The organism is Nostoc sp., from assembly GCF_036917815.1.
Taxonomy (GTDB): domain Bacteria; phylum Cyanobacteriota; class Cyanobacteriia; order Cyanobacteriales; family Nostocaceae; genus Nostoc.
The window spans coordinates 92,460-116,266 of the sequence record NZ_JBALEK010000041.1; the positions used below are offsets into that span (position 1 = coordinate 92,460).

Sequence of the window (23,807 nt, forward strand, 5' to 3'; positions counted from 1 at the left end):
AAGACGCTGAGGGATGACAAGGGAAGACAAGAGTAAAGTCTCCCTGACTTTAATTTGGAGCCAATCAAAAGATATAATGCTTGCGGAGACTGCATTTATTAATTTTGAATTTTGAATTTTGAATTTTGAATTGCATAACCCTCTTGCAAAAGTGGATAAACAATCTCAGACTGAGTTTTAAGGGTAGACGAACAAAACCCCCAGTGTGGGATCTCATTCATGACTGAAAACAACGATACTTTGCTGCTCAAAGCTGCTCAAAGTGGTGATATCAAGGGGCTATGTGTGCTACTGGCTGCTGGTGCGAAGGTGGACGCGTGCGATCGCCAGGGGACTACAGCGTTAATGTTTGCTGCCAATTTAGGCTATACCGAAATTGGGCGATCGCTGCTAGATGCTGGGGCAAATATTAACTTGCCTAGAAAACTCTATGGTTTGACGGCTTTGATGTTGGCGGTTAGTGCCAAACAACTTGACATTGTGCAGCTTTTACTATCCAGAGGTGCTGATGTCAATGCCACTAATGAAGATGGCAGCACAGCTTTAATGGCAGCAGTACTCAAAGGTCATATTGATGTAGTGCGAGTTTTATTGGCTGCTGGTGCCCAAGTTAATATCGCCGATCGAGATGATGATACTGCATTGAAACTTGCCGTTAAGCAGGGAAAAATAGAAGTTATAGAAGCAATTCTCCAAACTGGTGTCGATGTCAATATCCCAGATGAGGAGGGTGAGACACTCTTAACATTAGCGGCAGACTTGGGACATCTAGAGGTTGTGGAAGCATTGCTAGCAGCAGGGGCTGATGTGAATGTGAAAAACGCTGATGGTGGAACTGCATTATCGGCAGCAGCTGCATCTGGAAGTAGTGCGATCGTCGCAGCTTTACTAGATCGAGGTGCCCAAATTAATCTTCAAGATCAAGATGGGGAAACTGCCCTACATCTTGCCGTTGTAGAAGGCTACATTGATGTCGTGCAAGTATTACTTAACGGGGGTGCAAATGTCCAAATTAGGAACCGCCTGGGTGATACACCACTGCTTGTAGCCGCATTGCAGGGACATAGCCAAATTGTCGAGGCATTGCTGCATTTTGGGGGAGATGTTAACGAGAAAAATCTTGGTGAAGTACCTTTGACGTTAGCTGCATCACAAGGACACACCCAAACTGTAAAAGTGTTGCTAGACTATGGTGCTGATGCCAACACTCCGGGAGATGATGGGAAAACTGCTTTGATCAAGGCAACCGAACGCAAGCACATAGAGATCATACATTTGCTGCTGACAAAGGGGGCAGATGTGAATTTTCAAGACTCAGCGAAGGCAACATCATTGATGTGGGCAGCCTCAGCGGGTTATAGCGAAATTGTGCAGGTATTACTCCAAGCTGGGGCAGATGTAAATTTGAAAAACCGGGGTGGTTATACTGCTTTGATGATTGCAGAATTTAATGGTTATAAGAATGTGGTGCAGAGTCTGCAAAAAGCTGGGGCGCAAGAATAGCTAATAGCCATCTCAAATATTTTCATAAATATCTTGACAAATCATTAAGAGGTTGTTTGAAAAGTCCTATTCTTGGTAGCAAAACGTTCTAGATCCCTCTAAATCCACGCCACGTGCAACAAGAGTGGCTCGCCGCCCAACGCAGTGGCTCCCCTTAAAAAGGGGGACTTTGACTCCGGTTCCCCCCTTTTTTAAGGGGGGTTAGGGGGGATCTAAAAGTGCCTAAATTCACAGCGAAATACTTTTCAAACAACCTCTAAATGAAGGTTAATAAATTGAATACCAAGGAAGTTTAAAACAACCAAGTCTAGACCGAAGAAACAAAGAAAGCAAAACTCCGTCGTAACTGTTGTGAACTTGCTACGGCGGAGAAAGGAAAAATTAAAACGCCAAGGGGCAGCAGGCTAAATGCTTGTGTCACAAGGATAGAAAGAAAGCAAACATGAAGAAGTAAATTTAACTTTTACTTTTTACCTTGTAACTTGTACCTTTTACCTAGTCTTCCCCTTGGCGTTTCCTACTGTGCTAGATGTGCAAAATATATAGTTTTTACTTGAACAGAAAAGTATTCTAACGATCATTTTTTATGTATTATCCTAAAGGCTAAATACAACCAAGTCGCTAAAAAAGGTTTATATGCGATTATTTGAGCGATCGCTACGGAAAGTCAAAGAAAAAATAAATAAAAAATTAAATTTAGTATAATCACTGTGGGGAAAAGACTGTTATAACCAAAAATGTTATCTCCTTATTTTTATTGGGTTTATTGGTTTACCCTTCTCCTGCAAAGACGCTACGCGAACGGGAACCCCAGAGCGAACGCAAAACCTCAACCTAACCCTATTGCCTACTCCCCTATATTTAACAATTTCGCCATCGCCAACCGTTGCAGTTTCCCCGTAGCACCACGAGGTAGTTGATCTAAAATGTGAACTTGCTTAGGAACTTTGAAGTCTGCCAGGATGGTTGAACAGTGAGCTAAAAGTTCTTTTTCGCCAGCTTCTGCCTTCAGGACAACAGCAGCGTGAATATCTTCTCCTAAAGATTTGTGGGGGACGGCAAAGGCCAAGGCTTCGGCAACGGCGGGATGGCGCAGCAAGGCATCATCCACTTCTAAAGGAGAAATTTTTTCCCCACCCCGGTTAATCAATTCTTTAATGCGTCCAGTCAAGCGGAGGTAGCCGTCTTCATCCACAGTACCCTGATCCCCTGTGCGAAACCAACCGTTTACAAAAGCAGTGGCGTTAGCTTCGGGGTTGTTTTCGTAGCCATCTATAACATTAGGTGCTTTTACCACCACCTCACCCAAGCTTCCCTGAGATAACAGATTACCTTCGGAGTCCATAATGCCCACTTCCACACCGAAGCCATAACCTACACTACCTGGTTTCCGCACTTTTGGCGGTAGGGGATTGGTGGTCATTAAGTGAGATGCTTCAGTCATGCTGTAAGATTCCACCACGGGAGCATTGAGAGTTGCCTCCATCTGTTCAATAATAATCGGGGGCAAGGAAGCGCTACTAGAGCGAATGAAACGAAAGGGGTTAGCTTTGACAATTTCTGTGTTGCGGCTAGCGCGTGCCAAAATTGTCTGATGCATGGTTGGCGCTGCGGAGTACCAGGTAGGTTTGTAGATATGTACCAGTTTCCAAAACTCCAGGGCATTAAAACCATTGGGACAAACTAATGTACCACCCGATGCCAGAGTTGCCAGCAAACAGCCCACCAATCCGTGAATGTGGAATAGGGGCATTAGGCAAAGTGTAGTGTCGGCTGCTGTGAGTGAGTAAGCATCAATGAGGTTGCCGGCTGAAGCAATTAAGTTGCGATGACGAATTGGCACGCGCTTGGGACGACTGGTGGTGCCGCTAGTGTGGAGAATCATCGCCAGATCATCAGCGTTGGGGGCAACGGGATTTGAGAATTGTGTTGGTTCTGAGCCTGTTTTGACTAATTCAAAGCTTAATGTGCCGTCAGTGTTTACCTTGGCGTTAATCAGCATCATGTCAGCTGTGACGGCGGCAATAGCTGCTTCTGTCCCCTCAGACAACGTAATCAGTGCTTTTGCTTGGGTATCTTGGTAGTAAAAGGCAAATTCTTCTTGTTTGTATTTGGGATTTAAGGGTGCAGCAGTGCCACACAGGGCGGCAGCCAAAAAGGTAATAGCCATTGGTGAACCATTAGTCATAGCAATGGCAATGGGTTCTCCCCGTTTCAATCCAAAGCTGTTGAGTTGGGATACTAGTTCAATAATATTCTCGCGCAATTGCTTATAAGTTAGCGATCGCTCCCCAGGTGTAACTAAGGCTGGATGATTGTCTTCCCCTGCTAAAAGCTCAAATAAGTTCATTTAAAACCTCCAGATTTATAAAATTGGGCATTGGAGATGAGGAAGATGAGGGAGATGAACGCAAAGAAAGAGAAGGAAAAAATGCTTCCCAGTCCCCAATCCCCCATTCAACCATTGTTAGTAAGTTGACGGCAAAAAACAAGAGCTAAAATTAAGTCAATAGTGTGTCTGTCGTTGCTAGAAATCAGAAAAATCTTTTTCACCAACTAAACCCCATCGATAAAATATGGATCGTCGGAATTTTCTAAAGTATGTCACTTTAGCAGGATCTAGCTTTGCCTTAACTAGTTGTGTTCAAGGTAAAAATTCCAAATCGCAGGGTGAGGTGTATCCCTCAGCATCCCCCGTGGCGGTAAATGAACCTTTGAAGGTGGGATTTGTTTATGTTGGTGCTGTGGGTGATTTTGGCTGGACTTATGCCCATGATTTAGGCCGCAGAGATATGGAAGCCAATCTTCAAGATAAGGTAAAAACTACCTTTGTCGAAAATGTCAACGAAGGTGGTGATGCTGAAAGGGTGATTCGCCAACTAGCATTAGATGGTAATAAGTTGATTTTTACAACTTCCTTCGGGTATATGAACCCAACAATTAAAGTTGCCAAGGACTTTAGTGATGTTGTCTTTGAACACTGTACAGGATACAAACGTGCTGCCAATGTTGGCACTTATCTGGGACGATTTGAAGAACCGCGTTACTTAACGGGCATGATTGCTGGCAAGATGACAAAAACAAATGTAGTTGGTTTTATTGGCGCATACCCAATTCCAGAAGTAATTCGGGGAATCAATGCATTCACTCAAGGAGTACGGCTAACAAATCCCCAAGCAAAAGTTAAGGTACTTTGGGTACAAAGTTGGTACGATCCAGGTAAAGAAAGAGAAGCAGCTCAAGCTTTGGTCAATTTAGGTGCGGATGTACTGACGCAGCATACCGACTCTAGTGCCGTTGTCCAACTGGCTGAGGAAAAAGGGATCTATGCTTTTGGCTACAACACTGATATGAGTAAGTTTGGTCAAAAAGCCCACCTGACATCAACTATTAACAAATGGGGCAAATTCTATACAGATAAAGCCTTGGCTGTAATGAGTAATACTTGGAAGTCTCAAGATGTTTGGGATGGCATTGGTGAAGGGATGGTAGATATTTCCCCGATGAATCAGGCGATTCCGGCTGATGTGCAACAGCTGGTAAATGGGAAGCGCGATGAGTTTATTCAGGGTACTGCACATCCTTTTGATGGCCCGGTGAAAAACCAAAAAGGGCTGGTGCGAGTCTCAAAGGGTAAGGTGTTGGGTGATCGGGAACAACTGGGGATGGATTGGTATGTTGAGGGAATTGAAGGGTTAATTCCCAAAGGTAAACAATACTAACCCAAGTTGCGGGTTAGGGACTGACAAGAAATAAATTATCCAAAGAAACGTAGACGCAAAGCGGCTTGCCGCAGGCTACCACAGAGACACAGAGAACACAGAGAGAGGAGAAATAGAGAGGGTTTTTGCCTCAGTTTTCGGATATTTTTTTATTTGGAAGTCCCTTATCAAATTTTAGATTTTTTTGCATCCGCCGATTCATGCGATCGCCATCACAAGTTGACGGTTGTGCGTAGCAGTTGCAGACTGCTATTTAGAGAACTCAAACGCTCTCTTGTATAAACAAAGACTAATCACTAATAACTCCCCTTGACGGCAGGGCTGTTTCATTCCCTAAAAGGCTCTGATTTACAAGCGCTTCAAGCAGAAAATTCAGGTGAATAAAAAACCTGATTGGGCAAGAAAATCGCGTTTGCACTGAAATTTACTCGTTGAAGTGGTATCTTTTCAATGACCAAATCAAGCAAATTTCTGACTTATACTATTGACAAAATCTCTAAGAGATCGAATGAAACAGCCCTGCCCTTGACGGGGAGTTATTTGATATCAGTTAACTAGCTAAAGTGAAATTGGTACATTTTTAAATGCGGCTGTATCTGGCACAAAAATGTCCAAATTATTGATCCCATCGGGAACTCTTAGCCACGTATAAGCATCTGCGGAAGCTTGTGGACGTACTTGGAACAAAGAAACGCTTCCTGTTGAGCGATTAAGAGCAACTCCTTTGTAGGTTACGCTAGTGTCAGGATTGCGGGCTGTTGTACTAGCAACCGATATAATATCGCTACCAACAACTCCGTCTGTGGCAAGGCGACGAATACGCATTTGCACATTTACCACATCACGGTTTCCAGTTTCTGGATCTTTAATTCGTTTTGCTGAAAGTAACTCAACTTCTGCCTTTTTGCCAAAAGCAGGCTGCACAAATTGACCAGGGTTAATTGCTGAAGTTGTAGTACTAGCAGGAGATGGTGAGGCTGTTGCTTGTGGAGAAGTTGTAGCTGTAGGACTTGGGACTTGAGTGGGAATGGTGTTACTGGCTGTACTAGTAGCATTTATTGTCTGCCGCAACGTCAAAACTTCATAAGCTACATAGCCGCTACATCCCAAAGCCAAAGTGGAGAGTAATACAGCTACACCAGATAAAAATGTACTCACACCATTGCCTCGATTTCGTATTTGTGTATATGCAGGTTGACTTACGTTTCTATTTTGTAGTCCCATAAATTTGTGCGTAGGCGCAGCCCGTCGTAGACATCGCCCACGTATGAAACATGTGAACATCTTCCCTATACTAGTTAAGTAACTTTACTGAGCAATTTCTTCTCTCTCCGGAAAGAAGTTTTTGGCAAGGTCAAAATATCTATCTTTGGGATAAGGAAAATCGGTGAGACTTAAGACTTTCAATCAACCACTGGGTGTTTTGTTAATATTTTTGACTAGCCAGATAGGATTTAGTTCTATTGCAAAAGCACAAACCCAAGTCGCGCCAACAACCACTACAAAATCAATTTGCTCTACCCAACTGGGAACAGCTATAGATGCTGTAATCAATCGTCCCTTATTTAGTCGGGGGCGCTGGGGAATTTTGATACAACCCCTGTCAACTGGGCAAACTCTTTACAGTCGAGATGCTCAAAAATATTTTACTCCCGCGTCTAACCTCAAATTGCTGACAACAGCAGCTGCTTTGCAGCAATTGGGTGCTAATTTTCGGATTCGCACCTCTATTTATCAAAATGGCAATGGTGTTTTACGTGTTGTCGGTAGGGGAGATCCTAGCTTAAGTGATACTCAACTACAAACATTGGCACAGCAGCTAAAACAGAAAGGTATTACTCAAATTCGGCAGTTGATCGCTGATGATAGTTATATTCAAGGGGATATTGTTAATCCCACCTGGCAATGGGAAGATGTGCAGTCAGATGATGGCGCACCAGTCAGCAGCTTTATTCTGAATCAAAATATTTTTAGCTTCAAACTTGTACCGCAAGCTGTAGGTAAATCTTTACAAGTCCTGTGGCTTGATCCTGGCGAGGCGAAACAGTGGCGGATAATTAATCAGTCAGCAACGGTTGCCCAAAATCAACCAACCTACGTCAATGTTACCCGCGAATTATCAGGAACAGTATTAAGAATTCAAGGACAACTGACAACGAATTCTGAACCGTATTTAATAAATTTACCTGTAGTTGACCCTAATTATTACTTCTTACGGCGCTTCCGTACAGCTTTGGCAACAGAAAAAATTACCTTGGGGCAAACATTAGTAGTTAATGGTGGTGTTAATCAACAGGAAATAGCCTTTGTAGAGTCGCCACCTTTATCTGAATTATTAATGGAAACTCTTCAGAATAGTAATAATCTTTATGCTGAAGCACTGTTGAGAGCATTAGCTGTGAAAAAAACCAGAGTGAAAAATCAGACTAGTGCTGATGTCGGTTTGGAAGTTGTCAAAGCGAGTTTAACTAAATTGGGAGTTGATCCAGCAAATTATATTTTAGTGGATGGTTCGGGTTTATCACGTCGTAACTTGGTGACACCAGAAGCTTTTGTCCAAACTTTGCGGGGAATGGCAAAAACACCAACAGCATATATATATCGCGCATCTTTACCGGTGGCGGGTAAAAGTGGAACCTTGAAAAACCGCTTTCAAGATACACCTGCTGAGGGCATTGTCCAAGCAAAAACAGGTACGTTAACTGGTGTGGTTTCTCTATCTGGATATATGAATGCGCCGAAGTATGAGCCGCTAGTTTTTAGTATTATTGTAAATCAGTCGGATCAGTCTGCAACAGTTGTGCGGCAGGCAATTGATGAAGTTGTTGTGTTGTTAACACAGTTGCAGCGTTGTTAATATTTACCTGGGCGAATATAATTCGCGGCTACACAAACCAAACCTGCCTCCGCAGGTTAGCAAACCTTTGATTTTGCGCCCAATACGTTTAAAACTTTTCACTCCTAATTTTTTTCATGCCATCTAAAATCTTACCACCGCCCCTAAAACCTGGAGACTTACTACGAGTAATTGCCCCTAGTGGTGCTTTGCGAGAATTTGAGGCATTTGAACGAAGTATAGAAATTTGGCGATCGCACGGCTACAAACTAGAAATCAGTCCCCAGATAGATGACCAATGGGGCTATCTAGCTGGGACAGACAAAAACCGTAGTCAACAGCTAGCGTCAGCATGGCAAGATCCTGATTGTCGTGGTATTCTCTGTGCCAGAGGTGGTTTTGGCAGCACCCGCATCTTAGAAAATTGGAATTGGCCAAACTCAGGGCTTCCCAAGTGGCTTATCGGATTTTCTGATGTCACAGCTTTATTATGGAGCCTTTATACAGCAGGAATTTCCGGCGTTCATGGCCCCGTACTGACGACTTTCGCCGATGAGTCAGATTGGTCAATTAAGAGATTATTTGATTGGGTAGAAAGTAGTTCTTTCGCTCCTCTCAAAGGTTGCGGTTGGGGTGGTGGTGTGGTTACTGGTACTTTGCTACCAGGTAATCTCACAGTGGCTACTCACCTTTTGGGTACACCAATCCTGCCACATTTAGATGGTGTAATTCTGGCGTTGGAAGATGTGACGGAAGCACCTTATCGGATTGATAGGATGCTGACACAGTGGCGTTTGAGCGGTGCTTTGTCTAAAGTCTGCGGTATTGCTTTGGGGGGTTTTACTCGTTGTGAAGCGCCGCCAACTATATCTAGTTTTAGTGTAGAAGAAGTATTGCGCGATCGCTTAGGCGATTTGGGTATTCCCATTGTCTCTGATTTGCCTTTTGGCCATGATAGTCCCAATGCAGCATTACCAGTGGGTGTAGAGGTAACTTTAGATGGAGATGCGGGAATATTAGCGATGCCTAGGTTGGCAAGCTACGCACCATAGTTTACCGCAAATATTCCATCATCCAAATTAGCGCTCTTTATAAATTTTTTACCTTTTCAACTACTTTGGCGGCAATTCTACCACCACCAACACCTATTTCTGCCACTGTGCTGTCTTGATAAATAAATGGTGTAATATATTCATTCACAATATCAACTGCATCTTCTACAGTAGCCCATTCATCACCTAAATAATTGCACTAGATCGAAAGCCATTGACTATAAAACTACGTCCTGGGATTCGTGAGCAAGTCATATCAATTCCTCAATGGACTAATGAGTTGAGAGAAGTGATTGAAGCATGGGTACAAACTAAACTTGATCAAACTGATGAACTTTGAGAAATTTTGGATAAGAATTTAGACATTTAGTTTATCTCTTTCATCATCTGTAATCTTTTGATTACCTAGAACAACTTGAGATTTATCCCATTTTTTGGCGTAATTGTTCCAGAATTCTTGATTAATTTCAACGTTTGATGGCTGCATTGGTAACTCCTATTGGTTATATAGCGCTTCTCTGTTGACTGCAATACAGACCTAACAAGAACAGCCCCAACCCTTGTAGCGTTGGGGAGCAAGATTCAAAGCCTCTCTCCTTTTAGGAGAGAGGAATGGAAGTGAGGTCAAAGTGTATTGCACCCATTCGAGAACCGCTATAGCAGTAATATCTCAGTTGAACGAGATTAGTACTATATCAGTTTCTCAGAATTTTTTGAAACCACTCTTGGGTGCGATCGCCCATAGCTTCTAAAGAGTAGAGAGTTTCTGCTTGCTGGCGACAAGCTCGGCGGTCAATTTCATCCAAATGCTTAATTGCTTCTACTAAACCTTGAACACTATCAGGTTCCACCAAAAAACCAGTTTTGCCTTCCTGGACAATTTCTGTTAAACCACCCCGACGGTAAGCAATTAAAGGTACTCCACAAGCAAGTGCCTCTATTGCAACATTTCCAAATGCTTCTATCCAACGAGGAGTTATTAAAAGAGATCGACATTGAGCTAACTCCTTTTGTAGCTCAAATGTTGGTAAAAATCCTACATATTCTATGGGAGCATTAGGGTATTCTTGACAAATTTTCTCCCAGTAGGATACATCCTGCTTTAACCCGAATATTTTCAGTGTAATGCCGGTGATTTCTGCTGCGGCTACTGCATCTTCTAGTCCTTTTTCAGGAGCTATCCTACCTACCCATGCCAAGCTCTGAGTTGGTTTGGGGCAAAATTGATAAATAGATAAATCCAAACCATTTAGCAGACAAATACACCGTTCTGCAAAGGTGAAAGTTGCTGCCTGTGCTTGACTGTGAACACCGATAGTATCAGGGAAATTGATTGCTACTTGTTCAATCATCTGATCCATTGCATCTGTCAAAGAACCCATGCTGATCAGATGTGCGATCGGCAGGCTAAAAAATGGTGTTAAATACAGTGGCAGCCAATCATAAGCAAAATTCACAATCAAATCATAATCTGCTTGTACTTGGCGAGCATAATCCCACATATTTGCTAAAACAGAATTTTTATATAGGAAAATTGGATCGCTACGACTTTGATTTTGCGCTGGTATCTGTATTAGTTCTCCGGGAATTTCTTTAATAGGTAAGGAATTGCTAATAGACCCTTGCGGTGCAACAATTTCTAATTTATGTCCTCGCCGCAGCATCTCTGTAGCAATATTAGATAGGGTCAACTCTACTCCGCCTCCCAATCCTGAACCTATAGCACCCATTGGGGTAGACATAAATAATAATTTATGGTACATATTCGTGGTTAATGTATTTTCATAAACATCATTTTCTCACCTAAACAAGGTAATTAAATGAAATCAACATATCCTTCCTATTATAGAATGGATGTTTACCTATTTAACTTATGATTAGTCGCAAAGAATGAGACTAAATGTAGTATATTGGATCAATAATTTATCATCAAGAGAGATTTTTATATGAAAATAGCATTAGTTGCTGGAGGTTATATTCCTGTCCCTCCCTTATCAAATTCTATTTGAACTCTGATGCAAGAGTACAAATATTTTTTAGATAAGATTGGAAATCAAATAGATATTATTAACAATAAAAATGTTAATGAAATCATAGCTAAAATCAATAATGGTAATTACGATTTTGTGCATTTACACGCATATAAATTTGTTAGTCAATTCATATTACTGCTATTCGACCCTACACTTTATTGGGTGAAATACGTTTATTTTCACTCTACTCTTTAGCAAAGAAAATTTGTATAGAAGATTCCCAAAAAATTTAAAAATTGGTATGAAAGTTACCCTTTTCCAATCCCAAATTCAGAATTTTTACCGCCAGTTGGCCAATTCTGCTTGGCGGCTGTCGCTGATAGGAATTATTCTGAGTATATTTTTCATATTCTTATATGGTTGTCAGGGGACAGTCCAGAAGAATGACAGAGTAATTCATCTGAATTTATGGCAATCAATCAATCCTCCTGCTAATCGGGATGTGTTTGATAAATTAGTAGATAAATTTAATCAGACTCATACTGATATTCAGGTGGAATCTATCTTTGTCGGTCAACCCCAATTGCCAAAAATATTAACAGCAGTTGTGGGCAATGCGCCTCCAGATATTCTGTCATTCGACCCTCAATTGACCGGTCAGTTTATGGAACTAGGGGCAATTCGACCTTTAGAAGAATGGCTGGACAAGTTTCCATTAAAGTCGGAAATTAGCCCCAACTTATGGGAAGAATTAAAATTAGATGGTCATCTTTGGTCAATTCCACTCTCCACTAGTAATGTAGGCATTTTTTACCGACCTAAACTTTTCCAAGCTGCGGGAATTACGCAAGTTCCTAAGACTTGGGAAGAGTTGAGGGAAGTTGCCAAAAAATTGACCATAGACCGGAATGGCGACAATCGACCCGAACAGTACGGAATATTACTGCCTTTAGGGAAGGGAGAATGGACTGTATTTACTTGGTTCCCCTTTTTATTGAGCGCTGGCGGAGAAGTTGTTACCAATAACCGTCCGAATTTGACGAATCCAGGTGCGATCGCAGCGTTACAATTTTGGCAAGACCTGTTAAAAGATGGTTCAGCAACTCTTTCTTCCCCTGAACGAGGTTATGAAGAAGACGCTTTTATTGCAGGTCGTGTTGCTATGCAGATCACAGGCCCTTGGACTTATATAATGAAGTCCAACGTTGACTTTAATGTATTCCCCATACCTGCAAGTCTGAAGCGAGCTACCGTTACAGGTACTGGAAATATCTATTTGATGAAGACTACACCAGCAAGAGAGCAAGCCGCACTCAAATTTTTCGAGTATGTCTTGAGTGAAAAATTCCAAACAGAATGGAGTATAGGGACGGGTTTTTTACCAGTTAACCTCAAATCTGCCCAAAGTCAGGCTTATCAAGAATTTCTCCAGCAAAAACCTGTCTTGAAAGTCTTTATTGACCAAATGCCTGTAGCAGGTTCTCGACCAATTATTCCTGGCTATACTCGCTTGTCTGACAGTTTAGGTCGAGCCATCGAAGCCACCATGCTAGGTGCGTCTCCAGAAACAGCACTCAAACAAGCTCAAGCAAACCTAGATTCAATTTGGAATTCCCTACAATCTAGATGATCAACCAGAAATTCCACTCTGGTGATGTGAATTTCTTTTCAAGGTACACAAGCCAATTGCTGGTATAATCCCCAAAATTATTGCAGTAAATCCTTGCCCACTCCAATACAATATAAAGTTACGGTTTGTTTCTGGAATCAAATTTTGCACAAGAAAAAGCAACCAAACCAAAATAGCGATCAAGAAGAAAGAAATTGAGGGTAAAAAATTCCACCACCAAATGCCTGCTGTATATCGTCTCAATACCAGCCATTGGCAAATCCCTAGCCAAATACCAGAAATAATATAAGCGATCGCAGACAAAAATCCCAAAATCAAAGTATCTTCAGGAGATGATGAGGCAATGGTTGAAATGTAGTTAATCCAGGCTGTAGAAACGCCGTTGGCAATCAGCCAACCAACGCTAGTAGCAAATAGCCACTGCCAACCTGGTAAATACCGAGAAAGGACAAGGCTCTGGTCAGCAGCAAAAATTATGGCAAATAAAACATTACTAAGACTTCTGACCAAAATGCTCCATGTTTGTGGTTGAGTAGCAACGCTAGATGAAAGACTTTGGAGAATAATTTTCTCTAAGGCGATACTGGCAACACCACCCACAACCCAGCCGATGAGCGTCATTAAGGTAAACTGAATAAAGAACCTCTGTCGCTGCGATCGCGGAATCAAAAACTTTCCTGGATTAGGCTCGTTATTAGCAGATGCAACACCATCAGGACTGTTAGAGTCAGTTTGCATAGAAAGTTAGGGGAGTGAGGGAATAGGGAGATAGGGGAGATAGGGAAGCAGAGGGAGAATAACTAATACTTCTCTACGAGAGGCTGCGCCAACGGCAATGCTCAGTACAAGTACCCAATGCCCAATGCTCAATTAAATATTCATTCTTGTTTTACCCTATTTCTCAATCGCCAGTCCCTATTTTCCATTCCTCTACTTATTCCTAAAGATTTAGGGATAGCCCATTGTAGTCATCGTTTTGAGTCTTAGAAGCTAAACCAAACGAAAAATGGTGATTTTTTGTTGGTTCTTAACCTTGGTTGCGATCAACAGTAATTTAGATGCATTTTTCCTGCCCACTATAATGACACAAGTACCTTCACTTAATCTTTAAAGATATTTTAGTATATACACCGTATCTTTTGCGAGTTACAAAGATCAAAATAGTTAAATACTACAAAGCAGGAAGATAAACTTACATCTTCCTGCTTGTTTTAGCCAAGAACGATCAGTTGCAAAGACCGAATAATCTTTGTGATTGTCTTCTAATTTGTTGGAGTAATGAAACCAGTTTTTCATAGCTAGGTTTCCAAAAAAGTTCGGTCTTAACTATCTTTGTGTTCTTCAATGTTTATTACTAGAATGCTGCAAAAACTCTCCTTGGCTTTACTTGGAACAACTGCTGTAGTCATAAGTGCAAATCCAGCTAGTGCTGTGACGATGCAAGTCAACAGTGGTCCTTTTTCTAGCTACGCTGATGCCCAAACTATCACCTTTGATAATGGCACAGCAAATGATCCCAATGGATTTGCGACTTACTCCAATATTACTACTAACATCGTTCAAGGTAGCGTATCTGGTCAATACGCCTCACCTTATGGAGATAATACTGACTTTCTAGCCATTTCTCCAGTAGGTAGTAATGTTGCAGGCGACACTGGTTTTGTCAATATTGACTTCAAACAAGCTGTTAATTACTTCGGTTTTTATGCAGGTTCATTGGATAGTTACAACTATATTGACATTTACAATGGGAATCAGTTGTTAAATACTTTTAGTGGTTCAGACGTGCCAACTGCTACAGCTGATGGTAACCAGACTAGCCTTCAATCTAATCTCTTTATCAATCTTGTAGCTGATACAGGAGAAACATTTAACCGAGTTGTGCTGCGCTCAGATGGTGTCGCCTTTGAAACAGATAACCACGCCTATAGACTAGCCAGCGTTCCTGAATCTAATGCGATGTTAGGTGTGTTAGCAATTGGTGCTTGTGGTATGACTTCACTCTTCAAACGCTCACAACATAAAGCCACAGTAAAAGCATAAATTTACCAGCATACCTGTTGAAAAGCCTTAAGGATGTGTCTCTACGCCAGACGTAGAGACACATTTGTTATTTCTCATAGAGTTTTCCTCATACATTCCCTTGATGCAGAAGTGAGAGGCGCATTTCTACGTGGGACTGAAAACGATGATTTCATGGGAGAAGCCAAAAAAACAATAACTTGTAGCACTTGCTGGCATTAATAAGCTGTCGCGCATTTAATTTGCACAACTAGGGCTGGCAAGATGCCATAGGTGTCAAGTTAAGATAAAACCCCTTTAAAACCTCGTTTCCAGCAAGAGGCTGGAAATGCATCTCATTGGGCTGCTTTGAGGCAGCAGCCCCAACGACGGGCATTCCCAGTCAGAGACTGGGAACGAGATCATCTCTAAGAAGCTTGTTCTAGGCTGGCTTTCACGTTAAGTTGACACCAATGGCAAGATGCCCACCCCACAAGAGATTCATTTTTTTGAGGATGCAAATTAAAAGATTTTTAGCTTACTGTAGTCAAGCCAACCGATCGCTTATATCCAATAATCAAAATATTATAAAATATTACTATTATGCCCTGCTATTCACCTTTTCCTGAAAACCTGCTGGAAAAGGGTAATCCCAGAATGATAAGCTAAACAGTGGCATAAATAGGATGAAGTAATAAATGGGTGTTTATTCAACGACTCCTCATCTCTTACGGGCTGCTCGTGGTGAAGTAGTAGATCGTCCCCCTGTATGGATGATGCGACAAGCGGGACGATATATGAAAGCATATCGAGACTTAAGAGATAAGTATCCTTCGTTTCGCGATCGCTCGGAAATTCCAGATGTAGCAATTGAAGTTTCTTTGCAACCGTGGAAAGCCTTCCAACCAGATGGAGTAATTTTATTTTCTGATATTGTCACCCCATTACCTGGTTTGGGTATTGACATGGATATCGCTGAAGGTAAAGGGCCAATCATTCACTCGCCCCTGCGTACCCAAGAACAAATTGATAATTTGCATCCCTTAGAGCCAGAAGCAGCTCTACCATTTATCAAGACAATTTTGCAAGCGCTGCGTTTGGAAGTAGGTGATAAATCAACGGTGTTGGGCTTTGTGGGTGCGCCGTGGACGTTAGCAGCTTATGCGGTGGAAGGAAAAGGTTCTAAAACCTACTCCATCATCAAAAACATGGCATTCTCAGATCCGACGATATTGCATCAACTCTTAGCTAAGTTAGCAGATGCGATCGCCATCTATGCGCGCTACCAAATTGACTCTGGCGCTCAAGTTGTGCAAATGTTCGATTCTTGGGCGGGTCAATTGAGTCCTCAAGATTATGATACCTTTGCTCTCCCCTATCAGCAGCGAGTTTTTCAGCAAGTCAAGCAAACCCACCCCGATACACCTTTGATTTTGCTAGTTAGCGGTAGTGCGGGTGTGTTGGAAAGAATGGCACAATCTGGCGCTGATATCGTCAGTGTAGACTGGGCAGTAGATATGGCAGACGCACGAGCCAGATTGGGTAAGCAAGTCAAAGTTCAAGGAAATCTTGACCCAGGTGTGTTATTCGGCTCTAAACAGTTTATCCGCGATCGCATTCTCGATACCGTTCGCAAAGCTGGTAATTGGGGTCACATTCTCAATCTCGGTCACGGTGTCCTCCCAGAAACTCCCGAAGAAAATGTCGCTTTCTTCTTTGAAACCGCAAAGGAATTGAATCTTGCAGGAGTTAAGGGTTAGGAGTTATGAAGTTATCAGTTGTGAGGTGCAGAGTTATTTTTAACTCTCACTTCTAACTCCTAACTTTATTTTTAACTCCTGATTCGGAACTTTTAAGTTTATTTTTAACTCTTCACTTTTAACTCCTAAATTTTAATAAATTATCTATGAGCCAGAAACGGATTTTAGTGACTGGTGCAAGCGGTTGTATAGGTCATTATTTAACAGAAGCCTTAATTAAGGAAACAGATCACGAACTGTATCTGCTAGTTAGGAACCCAAGTAAACTGCAAGTTGATACTAAGGCACGTTCAGGTATCAACGTTTTGCAAGGTGATATGCAAAATATTCGCCAATTTGCCGATTTGCTATCCACAATTGATACGGCGGTACTCACAGCCACAGCTTGGGGTGGTGATGAGACATTTGATATTAATGTTGTCAAGACTTTAGAGTTGCTCGAACTGCTAGATCCAGAACGTTGTCAGCAGGTAATTTATTTTTCCACAGCTAGCGTTTTGGATCGATATAATCAACCATTAAAAGAAGCCGGGGAAATTGGCACAGATTATATCCGTTCTAAATATGAGTGCTTAGAGAAAAAAGAAAAATTAGCGATCGCACCCAAAATTACCACAGTATTTCCGACTTTAGTATTGGGTGGTGATGCCAATAAACCCTATTCTCATCTCACATCAGGCATTCCAGAAGTTACAAAATATATTAATTTGATTCGCTTTTTGGAAGCAGATGGCAGTTTTCACTTTATCCACGGACGAGATATTGCCACTGTCGTGGAATATTTAATTGACCATCCTCCCGAAAACGATCAACCACGTCGGCTTGTTTTAGGTCAAGCACCCTTAACTGCTAATCAAGCAGTGAAACAAGTTTGTGCTTATTTGGGCAAAAAGATTTACTTTCGCATTCCCATATCTATAGCATTGGCTAATTTGATTATCATTCTGTTCCGCATTCAGATGGCCGCTTGGGATCGGTTTTGCATGAACTATCGCCATTTTACTTATGAAAAATTCATCAATCCTGATAGCTTCGGCTTGCCAAATTATTGTGCAACCATGACTGATGTTTTAAAAATTAGTGGCGTTAAACCTTAGCCAGTAAGGGAGTTTATACCTTCCTGGTTTGATAAGGCGAAAAAATAATCAGCATTAACTTACTAGTAACTGCAAAAAAAATTGTCGGTTGGGTGGAGGCTTTGCCAAAGCCAACATCCTGATAGATGTTGGGTTGCGCTCCGCTCCACCCAACCTACGTCTAATGCACTATTTTAGCTTAGAGGGTCTACTACGTGTATTTCAAAAATCAAATACTAGTCCTATATACAAATTAAATACCCAACAGCTTATACCGCGATTATGAGTATTTCTAGCCTCTGGCTGGAAATGAGGCTTTAATACAGACCACTAATAAAGGCAAATCAATACTGTGCCCCTAACGTCTCTTGTATCCAAACGATAACTGCTATAGTTACCCCATTTAGGTAAAAATATCAGTGGTAGAATAAAACAACTTTAATAAAAATTCAATAACTCTTTATTTTCGTTAGAGTGGGATAACAATCAAAGTGTGAGGATTGATACTAAATGCGAATATTGTTAGTGTATCCGATATTTCCCAAAACCTTTTGGTCTTATGAAAAAATCTTGGAGTTAGTCGATCGCAAAGTTTTATTACCACCTCTAGGTTTAGTAACAGTAGCCGCGATTCTGCCCCAAGAATGGGAATTCAAGCTAGTCGATCGCAACATCCGCCCAGCAACCGAAGCAGAATGGGCATGGGCAGATGTGGTAATTCTCTCGGCGATGATTGTCCAGAAACAAGATTTACTTGACCAAATCCAGGAAGCAAAAAAACGTGGCAAGCTAGTCGCAGTTGGCGGACCTTACCCCACCTCTGTACCTCACGAAGTTGAAAATGTTGGCGCAGATTTTCTGATTCTGGATGAAGGGGAAATCACCCTACCCATGTTTATTGAGGCAATTCAACGGGGTGAAACATCTGGGACTTTCCGCGCCACAGAAAAACCTGATGTGACAGGTACACCAATACCCCGCTTTGATTTATTAGAATTGAATGCTTATGATATGATGTCGGTGCAGTTTTCGCGCGGTTGTCCGTTCCAGTGCGAATTTTGCGACATTATTGTTCTCTACGGGCGCAAACCGCGTACCAAAGCCCCAGCCCAACTATTAGCTGAGTTAGATTACCTCTATGAATTGGGTTGGCGGCGGGGTGTGTTCATGGTGGATGATAACTTTATTGGCAACAAACGAAATGTGAAATTGTTGCTGAAAGAGTTAAAAGTCTGGATGGCAGAACATCAGTATCCCTTCCGATTTGACACTGAAGCTTCAATTGACTTGGCACAAGACGCAGAAATGTTGGAGTTGATGGTTGAGTGCGGTTTCTCGGCGGTGTTTTTGGGAATCGAAACGCCGGATGAAGATAGTTTGCAAATGACCAAGAAGTTTCAAAATACTCGCAGTTCTCTAACTGAGGCGGTGGAAACCATCACCAAAGCGGGATTGCGCCCAATGGCTGGGTTTATTATTGGGTTTGATGGCGAAAAAGCAGGTGCAGGCGATCGCATTGTCCGCTTTGCAGAACAAGCAGCAATTCCCTCTACAACCTTTGCCATGTTGCAAGCGTTACCTAACACCGCCCTTTGGCATCGCCTGAAAAAGGAAGGACGACTGCGGGAAAATGAAAGTGCCAACATTAACCAGACAACATTGATGAACTTTCTTCCTACCCGTCCCCTGGAAGAACTTGCACGAGAATATATTGAGGCATTTTGTACTTTATACGACCCAGTACAATACTTGGATCGTACCTATCGCTGCTTCTTGATGATGGGTTTGCCAAGTTGGAAAGCACCAGCGAAAATGCCAGAGTGGATTGTTGTGAAAGCGTTGCTGATTGTGATTTGGCGACAAGGAATCAAACGGGAAACCCGTTGGAAGTTCTGGCATCATTTGTTTAGCATTCTCAAGCGTAACCCTGGAGTTATTGAGCATTACATCTCTGCTTGCGCCCACAACGAGCATTTTCTAGAATATCGCCAAATAGTGCGCGATCAAATTGAAAGTCAGCTAGCTGAATATTTGGCACAAGGTACAGAGAAGCCTTATGTGCTAGTGAAGGAAAAAGCTGAAGAAAAAGCTGAAGCGGTAGTTAGTTAAGTGTGGTAACGGTTAATAGGTAAGAGTTAAAAAATTACTTATTACCCGTTACTAAAACCAGTATGCTATTCAAAGTATGATAGTCCTAACTCGACACTCACTGAATGGCAAAAACACCAATTGCTCTCTCTCGGCAAGGTAATGCTAATTCTCCTAGAATGGAGAATGTTAGACCTGACAAGGATATTGCCAGCTATAATATTACCGGAGTATAAGTGTGAATTCTACCTCTGATCGCTGGTTTAATTGCTTCAGCGAGAGTCATTATTTCACTTGGGTTGGAACTAGCTAGCCCGCAAATAGTAGAATTTTTAATTATTTTAGAAATATTAAAGACTTCATCAAAATCTTTTTGAGAACTTCCTGGATAACCAACTTCAATAATATCTACTCCCATTTCTTCGAGTAATTGAGAGATGGTGATTTTTTGTTGCAAATTCATCTTTACACCAGGCGTTAATTCTCCATCACGCATGGTGGTATCAAAAATAATTACTTTATGATGATTTTTTGACATATTGGTTAGAGATAGCGAGCGCTTACATCAAATGCAATATTAAGTACTATCCTCACTTAAGAAAACTGTCTCTAAATCCCGATAACCACCGACAACACGTACAACTTCCACGCCGCCATCAATGGGACGATAAAATATTAAGTAATCTTCTTGGGAAACTCCGTAAACCACTGGCAAAATTATCGGAACTTTGCCCATATTAGGAAAATCAGCCAACAGTTTACACTGCTGTTTGATTTTTTCAATGACTAATGACTAATAAAAAATTAGTTAATTCGCCGCTGTTTGAGCTTCTTGATAAATTATTTCCTGAAACTGGATCATATCTTTTTGTGGATCGGCATGGCTAACTTTCACTAATATCTGTTCGCCCAATTTCACAGAACGTTTGAAAGTCATTGGTAACTGTAAGCCTAAATCTTCTATCAAAATTAGGGCTAAGTTGCTGTCTTCCCGCAGCCACATCAACACTGTCACATCCCAAGTTTCTTCAGGATGACGGCGTAAATACTCTAGAGCATAATATCTATTAGTTTGTCGTTCTACCATCGTCACCTCTTGGGTAATGCTGGTGACATTCATCATTACTTCTTTTAGTTGTTCTGCGGAAAATGGCAGAACTTCACCCCGCAAATGGGCTTTAATTTGGAAGTGGGTAAGTAAGTCACTATACCGACGGATGGGAGAAGTTGCTTGAGTATAGGTATCCAAACCCAAACCAGCATGACGCAAAGGCGTAATACTCATTTCACTCTTGGGCATACAACGACGCATGGCGCAAGCGCGAACGAATCCCGCCGGAAGTAGCAGCAATTCTTCATCTGGAGGTAATTCCGGTTGCGGCTGACCGCGAAAGGGCAAAGGTATGTTATGAGTTTTACCATAACGAGCCGCAACTTCACCGGCAACAATCATCATTTCTGCTACCACTTGCCGCGATGGGGAATCGTCCAAAATGTCAATGTGGATCTCCTCACCTTTGACTTTGATCGTCGCTTCGGGCATGGTGATGCTAATTGCCCCTTGAGCGTAACGCCAAGCTCTCCGCCGTTGTGCCCAAGTAGCGATCGCCGCAATTTCCGGTTCGGCTTGTACCCGTAATTGCAGCATTTCATCTACATCTTCGTAGGTGAGGCGATAAGTCGGCTTAATCAAGCTGGTATGAATGCTGTAATCTTCTACTCCCCCAGTTGTACCTAAAACAATTCCGAAACTGAGGGCGCAACAAATTTTTCCCTGGATCAGACTCATTGGCCCAGTTGCCAATACTTCTGGAAACATGGGAATCATCCCCGTCGGTAAATAGACTGTACTACCCCGCTTTCTGGCTTCCAAATCTAATTCATCTTCTGGTACTAACCATCTAGTGGGATCGGCGATATGCACCCACAGGCGTTCCCGTCCATCGGGCAGTACTTCCCAACTTAGACCATCGTCGATCTCTGTGGTAGTTTCGTCATCAATGGTGTACACCTTCAGGTGAGTCAGATCCAGGCGGTTTGTTGTATCTGAGTCAATGGGCGGGAAATCCAAACGCTGTTGCGCCACTTCTAATACCTTATGAGGAAATTGAATCGGAATTGAAGAACGACGCAGGAACAAGTTTTCATAAGGACTCCAGTGACCCAAATCTACTAATAATTGAAAGGCTCCTTGGGGTGTTGTCGGCCGCCCCAGCATCGTCATTGTTTCTAATACTGGAGCGCTGGGCGGATAAGCACGAGCTAAGGAGTCATAATTAACCCCCGTCCGCACCGTGTCAGCGATTAGCGCTGCGTATTTTTCTAATCCTTCTAAGCGCTGGCGATCGTGACGCCCCCATTCCACTGCTTCACCTTGGAGCGCTTGCTCTACACGAGTTAAAAATTCCTGCTGTCCCTTGGCTTTTAGTGCCTCTACTTCCAGTTGGTGCTGGCGTTCTGCTACTTGAGCAGCAGTTCGGGCTTCGTAAGCGTCTCCTTTTTGCTTGAAATAGAGTTTATCGTCTGATAACAAGCAATAGGCGGCATAACAAGGAGGCGCGGCTGATTCTGAAAATAGCAGATTCGCCATTTGGTCTGGGGTAACTGTTTCCCCATCTTCAACCAATAATTCCCAAGCCACTTCTAAGCTAGATGGGTCTAAATAAGGCTTGACCTGATCCAAAAAGCTGACAATCTCAGAGGGCTTGTAAGTCTGTCCGGTAACTGTATAGCTTATTTGTTTAGGCGCGAGGCTGTGGGATTGACCACGTTCGTCTACCACAAACCAGCGGGTTTTACCGTCTGGACGTTCTACGATGCCCAGACGGCGATCGCCTTGAACCCTAAATTCAACTAGCGTCCCCTTCTCCACAACTCTCGCACTTTAATTTGGTGAACAGTTTAAATAGTTTTAAGTTAGGAGTTAGGAGTTAGGAGTTTTAATTCTTAACTCTTTGTACAGACGCGATTAATCGCGTCTCTCATAACTCATCACCCTTTTTAGCCTTCCGCATTGATAAATGGCAACAAGGCCACAATCCGCGATCGCTTAATTGCTAATGTCAACTCTCGCTGTTGCTGAGATGTCAGCCCAGTAATCCGACGTGGCAATATTTTACCCCGTTCGGTGAGAAACTTACGCAATAAATCAACATCTTTATAATCGATTGGGTCTCCTGGCTTAATCGGAGAAAGGCGACGACGGAAATAACTCATCTTTACTTAATTTCCTTATGAACGGTATGTTTGTTGCAGTGGGTGCAGAACTTTTTCAGTTCTAGCCGGTTAGTGGTGTTGCGGCGATTCTTTGTACTGGTATAACGTGAGACACCAGCAGAACGCTTATCTGAATTTGTCCGACACTCGGTACACTCTAGTGTGACAATTATGCGGGCACCTTTACTCTTAGCCATAATCTTACAAACAGTGAAGCCTGAAGAGAATTAACACAAATGACTATCTTCTCACATTCCGCCGTATATTTTCAACTAATCTTTTAATTTTTATATCGAGCGAGTAGCCACGACGCGACGAAACGACGAAAGTTCCACAATAGCGATCGTGTAAAGCCTGCTGCATCTGGGCATCAGAGAAGGCACTGCCACAATCAATTGCTAGGGGAATTATTAGCAGTATAGCAGTGGGATTGGCTCTAATATTGCTCAGGGCAATTGACACCAAAAGGGCACCCAAGCCGATAATCGCCTCTCGCTTCACCAGTGAGAGCAAATCTGGAATTCTACCCATGATTTGCCCATCTTCGACTTCTAACAGCTTTAAATCGAACGCCCAACGCCCTAAACTTTGCCCTTGATTGTTGTATACTACGAGTACCCGCAAAACTAGCCAAAGTATTACGAAAACTAAGATTTCAACAAATTGAATACCGATATCGCCGCCTCCCAGTAGAGAACTGACTAACCAGACACCAAGGAAATCTAATCCTAATGCCATACCTCGCCGCCCAATTTCAGCTTTGGGATAGTGTTTTTGGGGAACTCGTTCGATAGTCATAGAAAGTAGGTATTTTTATTTAGGGGTTGCGGAATAATGATTGCTCCTGTTTTTAATATTAAGGTGAGGATTGAGTTAACTTTTCAAGGGATATGGAAAAGTAACCATTTGGCTTGCTGTGCATGAGCAAGAAAGATTAGTGGTGATAGTGG

The 23,807-nt window shown here is 42.3% G+C and carries 21 protein-coding genes; 10 read left to right on the plus strand and 11 right to left on the minus strand.

Going from position 1 to position 23,807, the window contains the following annotated elements:
- The first annotated feature begins 219 nt into the window (after positions 1-219).
- Entirely contained in the window at positions 220-1,503 is a 1,284-nt protein-coding gene (locus V7K97_RS11355) for an ankyrin repeat domain-containing protein (protein WP_334801014.1), read from the plus strand.
- Between the two features lie 847 nt (positions 1,504-2,350).
- On the opposite strand, the gene V7K97_RS11360 is transcribed toward V7K97_RS11355, so the two are convergent.
- A complete protein-coding gene (locus V7K97_RS11360) occupies positions 2,351-3,853 on the minus strand; it encodes an acyl--CoA ligase (RefSeq protein ID WP_334801015.1) in 1,503 nt (500 codons plus the stop codon).
- 226 nt (positions 3,854-4,079) lie between these two features.
- Between V7K97_RS11360 and V7K97_RS11365 the strand changes: the two genes are divergently transcribed.
- A complete protein-coding gene (locus tag V7K97_RS11365) occupies positions 4,080-5,225 on the plus strand; it encodes a BMP family ABC transporter substrate-binding protein (protein ID WP_334801016.1) in 1,146 nt (381 codons plus the stop codon).
- A gap of 558 nt (positions 5,226-5,783) precedes the next feature.
- On the opposite strand, the gene V7K97_RS11370 is transcribed toward V7K97_RS11365, so the two are convergent.
- On the minus strand, positions 5,784-6,383 hold the full coding sequence (locus tag V7K97_RS11370) for a hypothetical protein (RefSeq protein ID WP_334801017.1): 600 nt from the start codon (positions 6,381-6,383) through the stop codon (positions 5,784-5,786).
- A 229-nt stretch (positions 6,384-6,612) separates the two neighbouring features.
- Between V7K97_RS11370 and dacB the strand changes: the two genes are divergently transcribed.
- The 3 genes from dacB to V7K97_RS11385 all read left to right on the plus strand — a co-directional run bounded on the left by dacB (position 6,613) and on the right by V7K97_RS11385 (position 9,453).
- Complete coding sequence (gene dacB, locus V7K97_RS11375; RefSeq protein ID WP_334801018.1) at positions 6,613-8,082, plus strand: D-alanyl-D-alanine carboxypeptidase/D-alanyl-D-alanine endopeptidase; 1,470 nt, start codon at positions 6,613-6,615, stop codon at positions 8,080-8,082.
- Positions 8,083-8,198: 116 nt separating this feature from the next.
- Positions 8,199-9,113 (plus strand): S66 peptidase family protein, encoded by a 915-nt coding sequence (locus V7K97_RS11380; RefSeq protein WP_334801019.1) that lies wholly within the window; start codon positions 8,199-8,201, stop codon positions 9,111-9,113.
- A 214-nt stretch (positions 9,114-9,327) separates the two neighbouring features.
- Complete coding sequence (locus V7K97_RS11385) at positions 9,328-9,453, plus strand: hypothetical protein (RefSeq protein ID WP_334801020.1); 126 nt, start codon at positions 9,328-9,330, stop codon at positions 9,451-9,453.
- 18 nt (positions 9,454-9,471) lie between these two features.
- On the opposite strand, the gene V7K97_RS11390 is transcribed toward V7K97_RS11385, so the two are convergent.
- Both V7K97_RS11390 and V7K97_RS11395 read right to left on the minus strand, forming a co-directional pair.
- Entirely contained in the window at positions 9,472-9,600 is a 129-nt protein-coding gene (locus V7K97_RS11390; RefSeq protein WP_334801021.1) for a hypothetical protein, read from the minus strand.
- Positions 9,601-9,808: 208 nt separating this feature from the next.
- Entirely contained in the window at positions 9,809-10,855 is a 1,047-nt protein-coding gene (locus V7K97_RS11395) for a glycosyltransferase family 4 protein (protein WP_334801022.1), read from the minus strand.
- Between the two features lie 532 nt (positions 10,856-11,387).
- On the opposite strand from V7K97_RS11395, the gene V7K97_RS11400 reads away from it, so the two are divergent.
- Positions 11,388-12,716: an ABC transporter substrate-binding protein gene (locus V7K97_RS11400; protein WP_334801023.1), complete on the plus strand. Its 1,329-nt coding sequence runs from the start codon at positions 11,388-11,390 to the stop codon at positions 12,714-12,716.
- On the opposite strand, the gene V7K97_RS11405 is transcribed toward V7K97_RS11400, so the two are convergent.
- Positions 12,717-13,454, minus strand: a complete 738-nt coding sequence (locus V7K97_RS11405; protein WP_334801024.1) for a hypothetical protein — start codon at positions 13,452-13,454, stop codon at positions 12,717-12,719. It lies immediately after the preceding gene.
- A 606-nt stretch (positions 13,455-14,060) separates the two neighbouring features.
- On the opposite strand from V7K97_RS11405, the gene V7K97_RS11410 reads away from it, so the two are divergent.
- The 4 genes from V7K97_RS11410 (at position 14,061) to V7K97_RS11425 (ending at position 19,662) form a co-directional block, all read left to right on the plus strand.
- On the plus strand, positions 14,061-14,759 hold the full coding sequence (locus V7K97_RS11410; RefSeq protein ID WP_334801025.1) for an Npun_F0296 family exosortase-dependent surface protein: 699 nt from the start codon (positions 14,061-14,063) through the stop codon (positions 14,757-14,759).
- A 656-nt stretch (positions 14,760-15,415) separates the two neighbouring features.
- A complete protein-coding gene (gene hemE / locus V7K97_RS11415; RefSeq protein ID WP_334801026.1) occupies positions 15,416-16,477 on the plus strand; it encodes a uroporphyrinogen decarboxylase in 1,062 nt (353 codons plus the stop codon).
- A gap of 146 nt (positions 16,478-16,623) precedes the next feature.
- On the plus strand, positions 16,624-17,574 hold the full coding sequence (locus V7K97_RS11420) for an NAD-dependent epimerase/dehydratase family protein (RefSeq protein ID WP_334801027.1): 951 nt from the start codon (positions 16,624-16,626) through the stop codon (positions 17,572-17,574).
- A gap of 489 nt (positions 17,575-18,063) precedes the next feature.
- Positions 18,064-19,662, plus strand: coding sequence for a B12-binding domain-containing radical SAM protein (locus tag V7K97_RS11425; protein WP_334801028.1), 1,599 nt, complete (start codon positions 18,064-18,066; stop codon positions 19,660-19,662).
- Between the two features lie 193 nt (positions 19,663-19,855).
- Here the strand turns inward: V7K97_RS11425 and V7K97_RS11430 are convergent, their stop codons facing one another.
- The 6 genes from V7K97_RS11430 to V7K97_RS11455 form a co-directional block, all read right to left on the minus strand.
- Complete coding sequence (locus tag V7K97_RS11430; protein WP_334801029.1) at positions 19,856-20,179, minus strand: hypothetical protein; 324 nt, start codon at positions 20,177-20,179, stop codon at positions 19,856-19,858.
- A 39-nt stretch (positions 20,180-20,218) separates the two neighbouring features.
- Positions 20,219-20,425, minus strand: a complete 207-nt coding sequence (locus V7K97_RS11435) for a type II toxin-antitoxin system RelE/ParE family toxin (protein WP_334801198.1) — start codon at positions 20,423-20,425, stop codon at positions 20,219-20,221.
- Between the two features lie 24 nt (positions 20,426-20,449).
- Positions 20,450-22,513 carry a ribonuclease catalytic domain-containing protein gene (locus tag V7K97_RS11440; protein ID WP_334801030.1) on the minus strand — a complete coding sequence of 688 codons (2,064 nt, stop codon included), beginning with the start codon at positions 22,511-22,513 and terminating at the stop codon, positions 20,450-20,452.
- 128 nt (positions 22,514-22,641) lie between these two features.
- Complete coding sequence (rpsR, locus tag V7K97_RS11445; protein WP_334801031.1) at positions 22,642-22,857, minus strand: 30S ribosomal protein S18; 216 nt, start codon at positions 22,855-22,857, stop codon at positions 22,642-22,644.
- Positions 22,858-22,859: 2 nt separating this feature from the next.
- Positions 22,860-23,054, minus strand: a complete 195-nt coding sequence (rpmG, locus tag V7K97_RS11450) for a 50S ribosomal protein L33 (protein WP_094333178.1) — start codon at positions 23,052-23,054, stop codon at positions 22,860-22,862.
- A gap of 43 nt (positions 23,055-23,097) precedes the next feature.
- Positions 23,098-23,655, minus strand: a complete 558-nt coding sequence (locus tag V7K97_RS11455; RefSeq protein ID WP_334801032.1) for an RDD family protein — start codon at positions 23,653-23,655, stop codon at positions 23,098-23,100.
- Between the last annotated feature and the right edge of the window lie 152 nt (positions 23,656-23,807).

What these genes read in the sequence shown, in the direction of transcription:
- V7K97_RS11355 (WP_334801014.1), top strand. Translation starts at nt 220, where the DNA reads ATGACTGAAAACAACGATACTTTGCTGCTCAAAGCTGCTCAAAGTGGT.
- V7K97_RS11360 (WP_334801015.1), bottom strand. Translation starts at nt 3,853, where the DNA reads ATGAACTTATTTGAGCTTTTAGCAGGGGAAGACAATCATCCAGCCTTA.
- V7K97_RS11365 (WP_334801016.1), top strand. Translation starts at nt 4,080, where the DNA reads ATGGATCGTCGGAATTTTCTAAAGTATGTCACTTTAGCAGGATCTAGC.
- V7K97_RS11380 (WP_334801019.1), top strand. Translation starts at nt 8,199, where the DNA reads ATGCCATCTAAAATCTTACCACCGCCCCTAAAACCTGGAGACTTACTA.
- V7K97_RS11390 (WP_334801021.1), bottom strand. Translation starts at nt 9,600, where the DNA reads ATGCAGCCATCAAACGTTGAAATTAATCAAGAATTCTGGAACAATTAC.
- V7K97_RS11395 (WP_334801022.1), bottom strand. Translation starts at nt 10,855, where the DNA reads ATGTCTACCCCAATGGGTGCTATAGGTTCAGGATTGGGAGGCGGAGTA.
- V7K97_RS11400 (WP_334801023.1), top strand. Translation starts at nt 11,388, where the DNA reads ATGAAAGTTACCCTTTTCCAATCCCAAATTCAGAATTTTTACCGCCAG.
- V7K97_RS11405 (WP_334801024.1), bottom strand. Translation starts at nt 13,454, where the DNA reads ATGCAAACTGACTCTAACAGTCCTGATGGTGTTGCATCTGCTAATAAC.
- V7K97_RS11410 (WP_334801025.1), top strand. Translation starts at nt 14,061, where the DNA reads ATGTTTATTACTAGAATGCTGCAAAAACTCTCCTTGGCTTTACTTGGA.
- hemE (WP_334801026.1), top strand. Translation starts at nt 15,416, where the DNA reads ATGGGTGTTTATTCAACGACTCCTCATCTCTTACGGGCTGCTCGTGGT.
- V7K97_RS11420 (WP_334801027.1), top strand. Translation starts at nt 16,624, where the DNA reads ATGAGCCAGAAACGGATTTTAGTGACTGGTGCAAGCGGTTGTATAGGT.
- V7K97_RS11425 (WP_334801028.1), top strand. Translation starts at nt 18,064, where the DNA reads ATGCGAATATTGTTAGTGTATCCGATATTTCCCAAAACCTTTTGGTCT.
- V7K97_RS11430 (WP_334801029.1), bottom strand. Translation starts at nt 20,179, where the DNA reads ATGTCAAAAAATCATCATAAAGTAATTATTTTTGATACCACCATGCGT.
- rpsR (WP_334801031.1), bottom strand. Translation starts at nt 22,857, where the DNA reads ATGAGTTATTTCCGTCGTCGCCTTTCTCCGATTAAGCCAGGAGACCCA.
- rpmG (WP_094333178.1), bottom strand. Translation starts at nt 23,054, where the DNA reads ATGGCTAAGAGTAAAGGTGCCCGCATAATTGTCACACTAGAGTGTACC.
- V7K97_RS11455 (WP_334801032.1), bottom strand. Translation starts at nt 23,655, where the DNA reads ATGACTATCGAACGAGTTCCCCAAAAACACTATCCCAAAGCTGAAATT.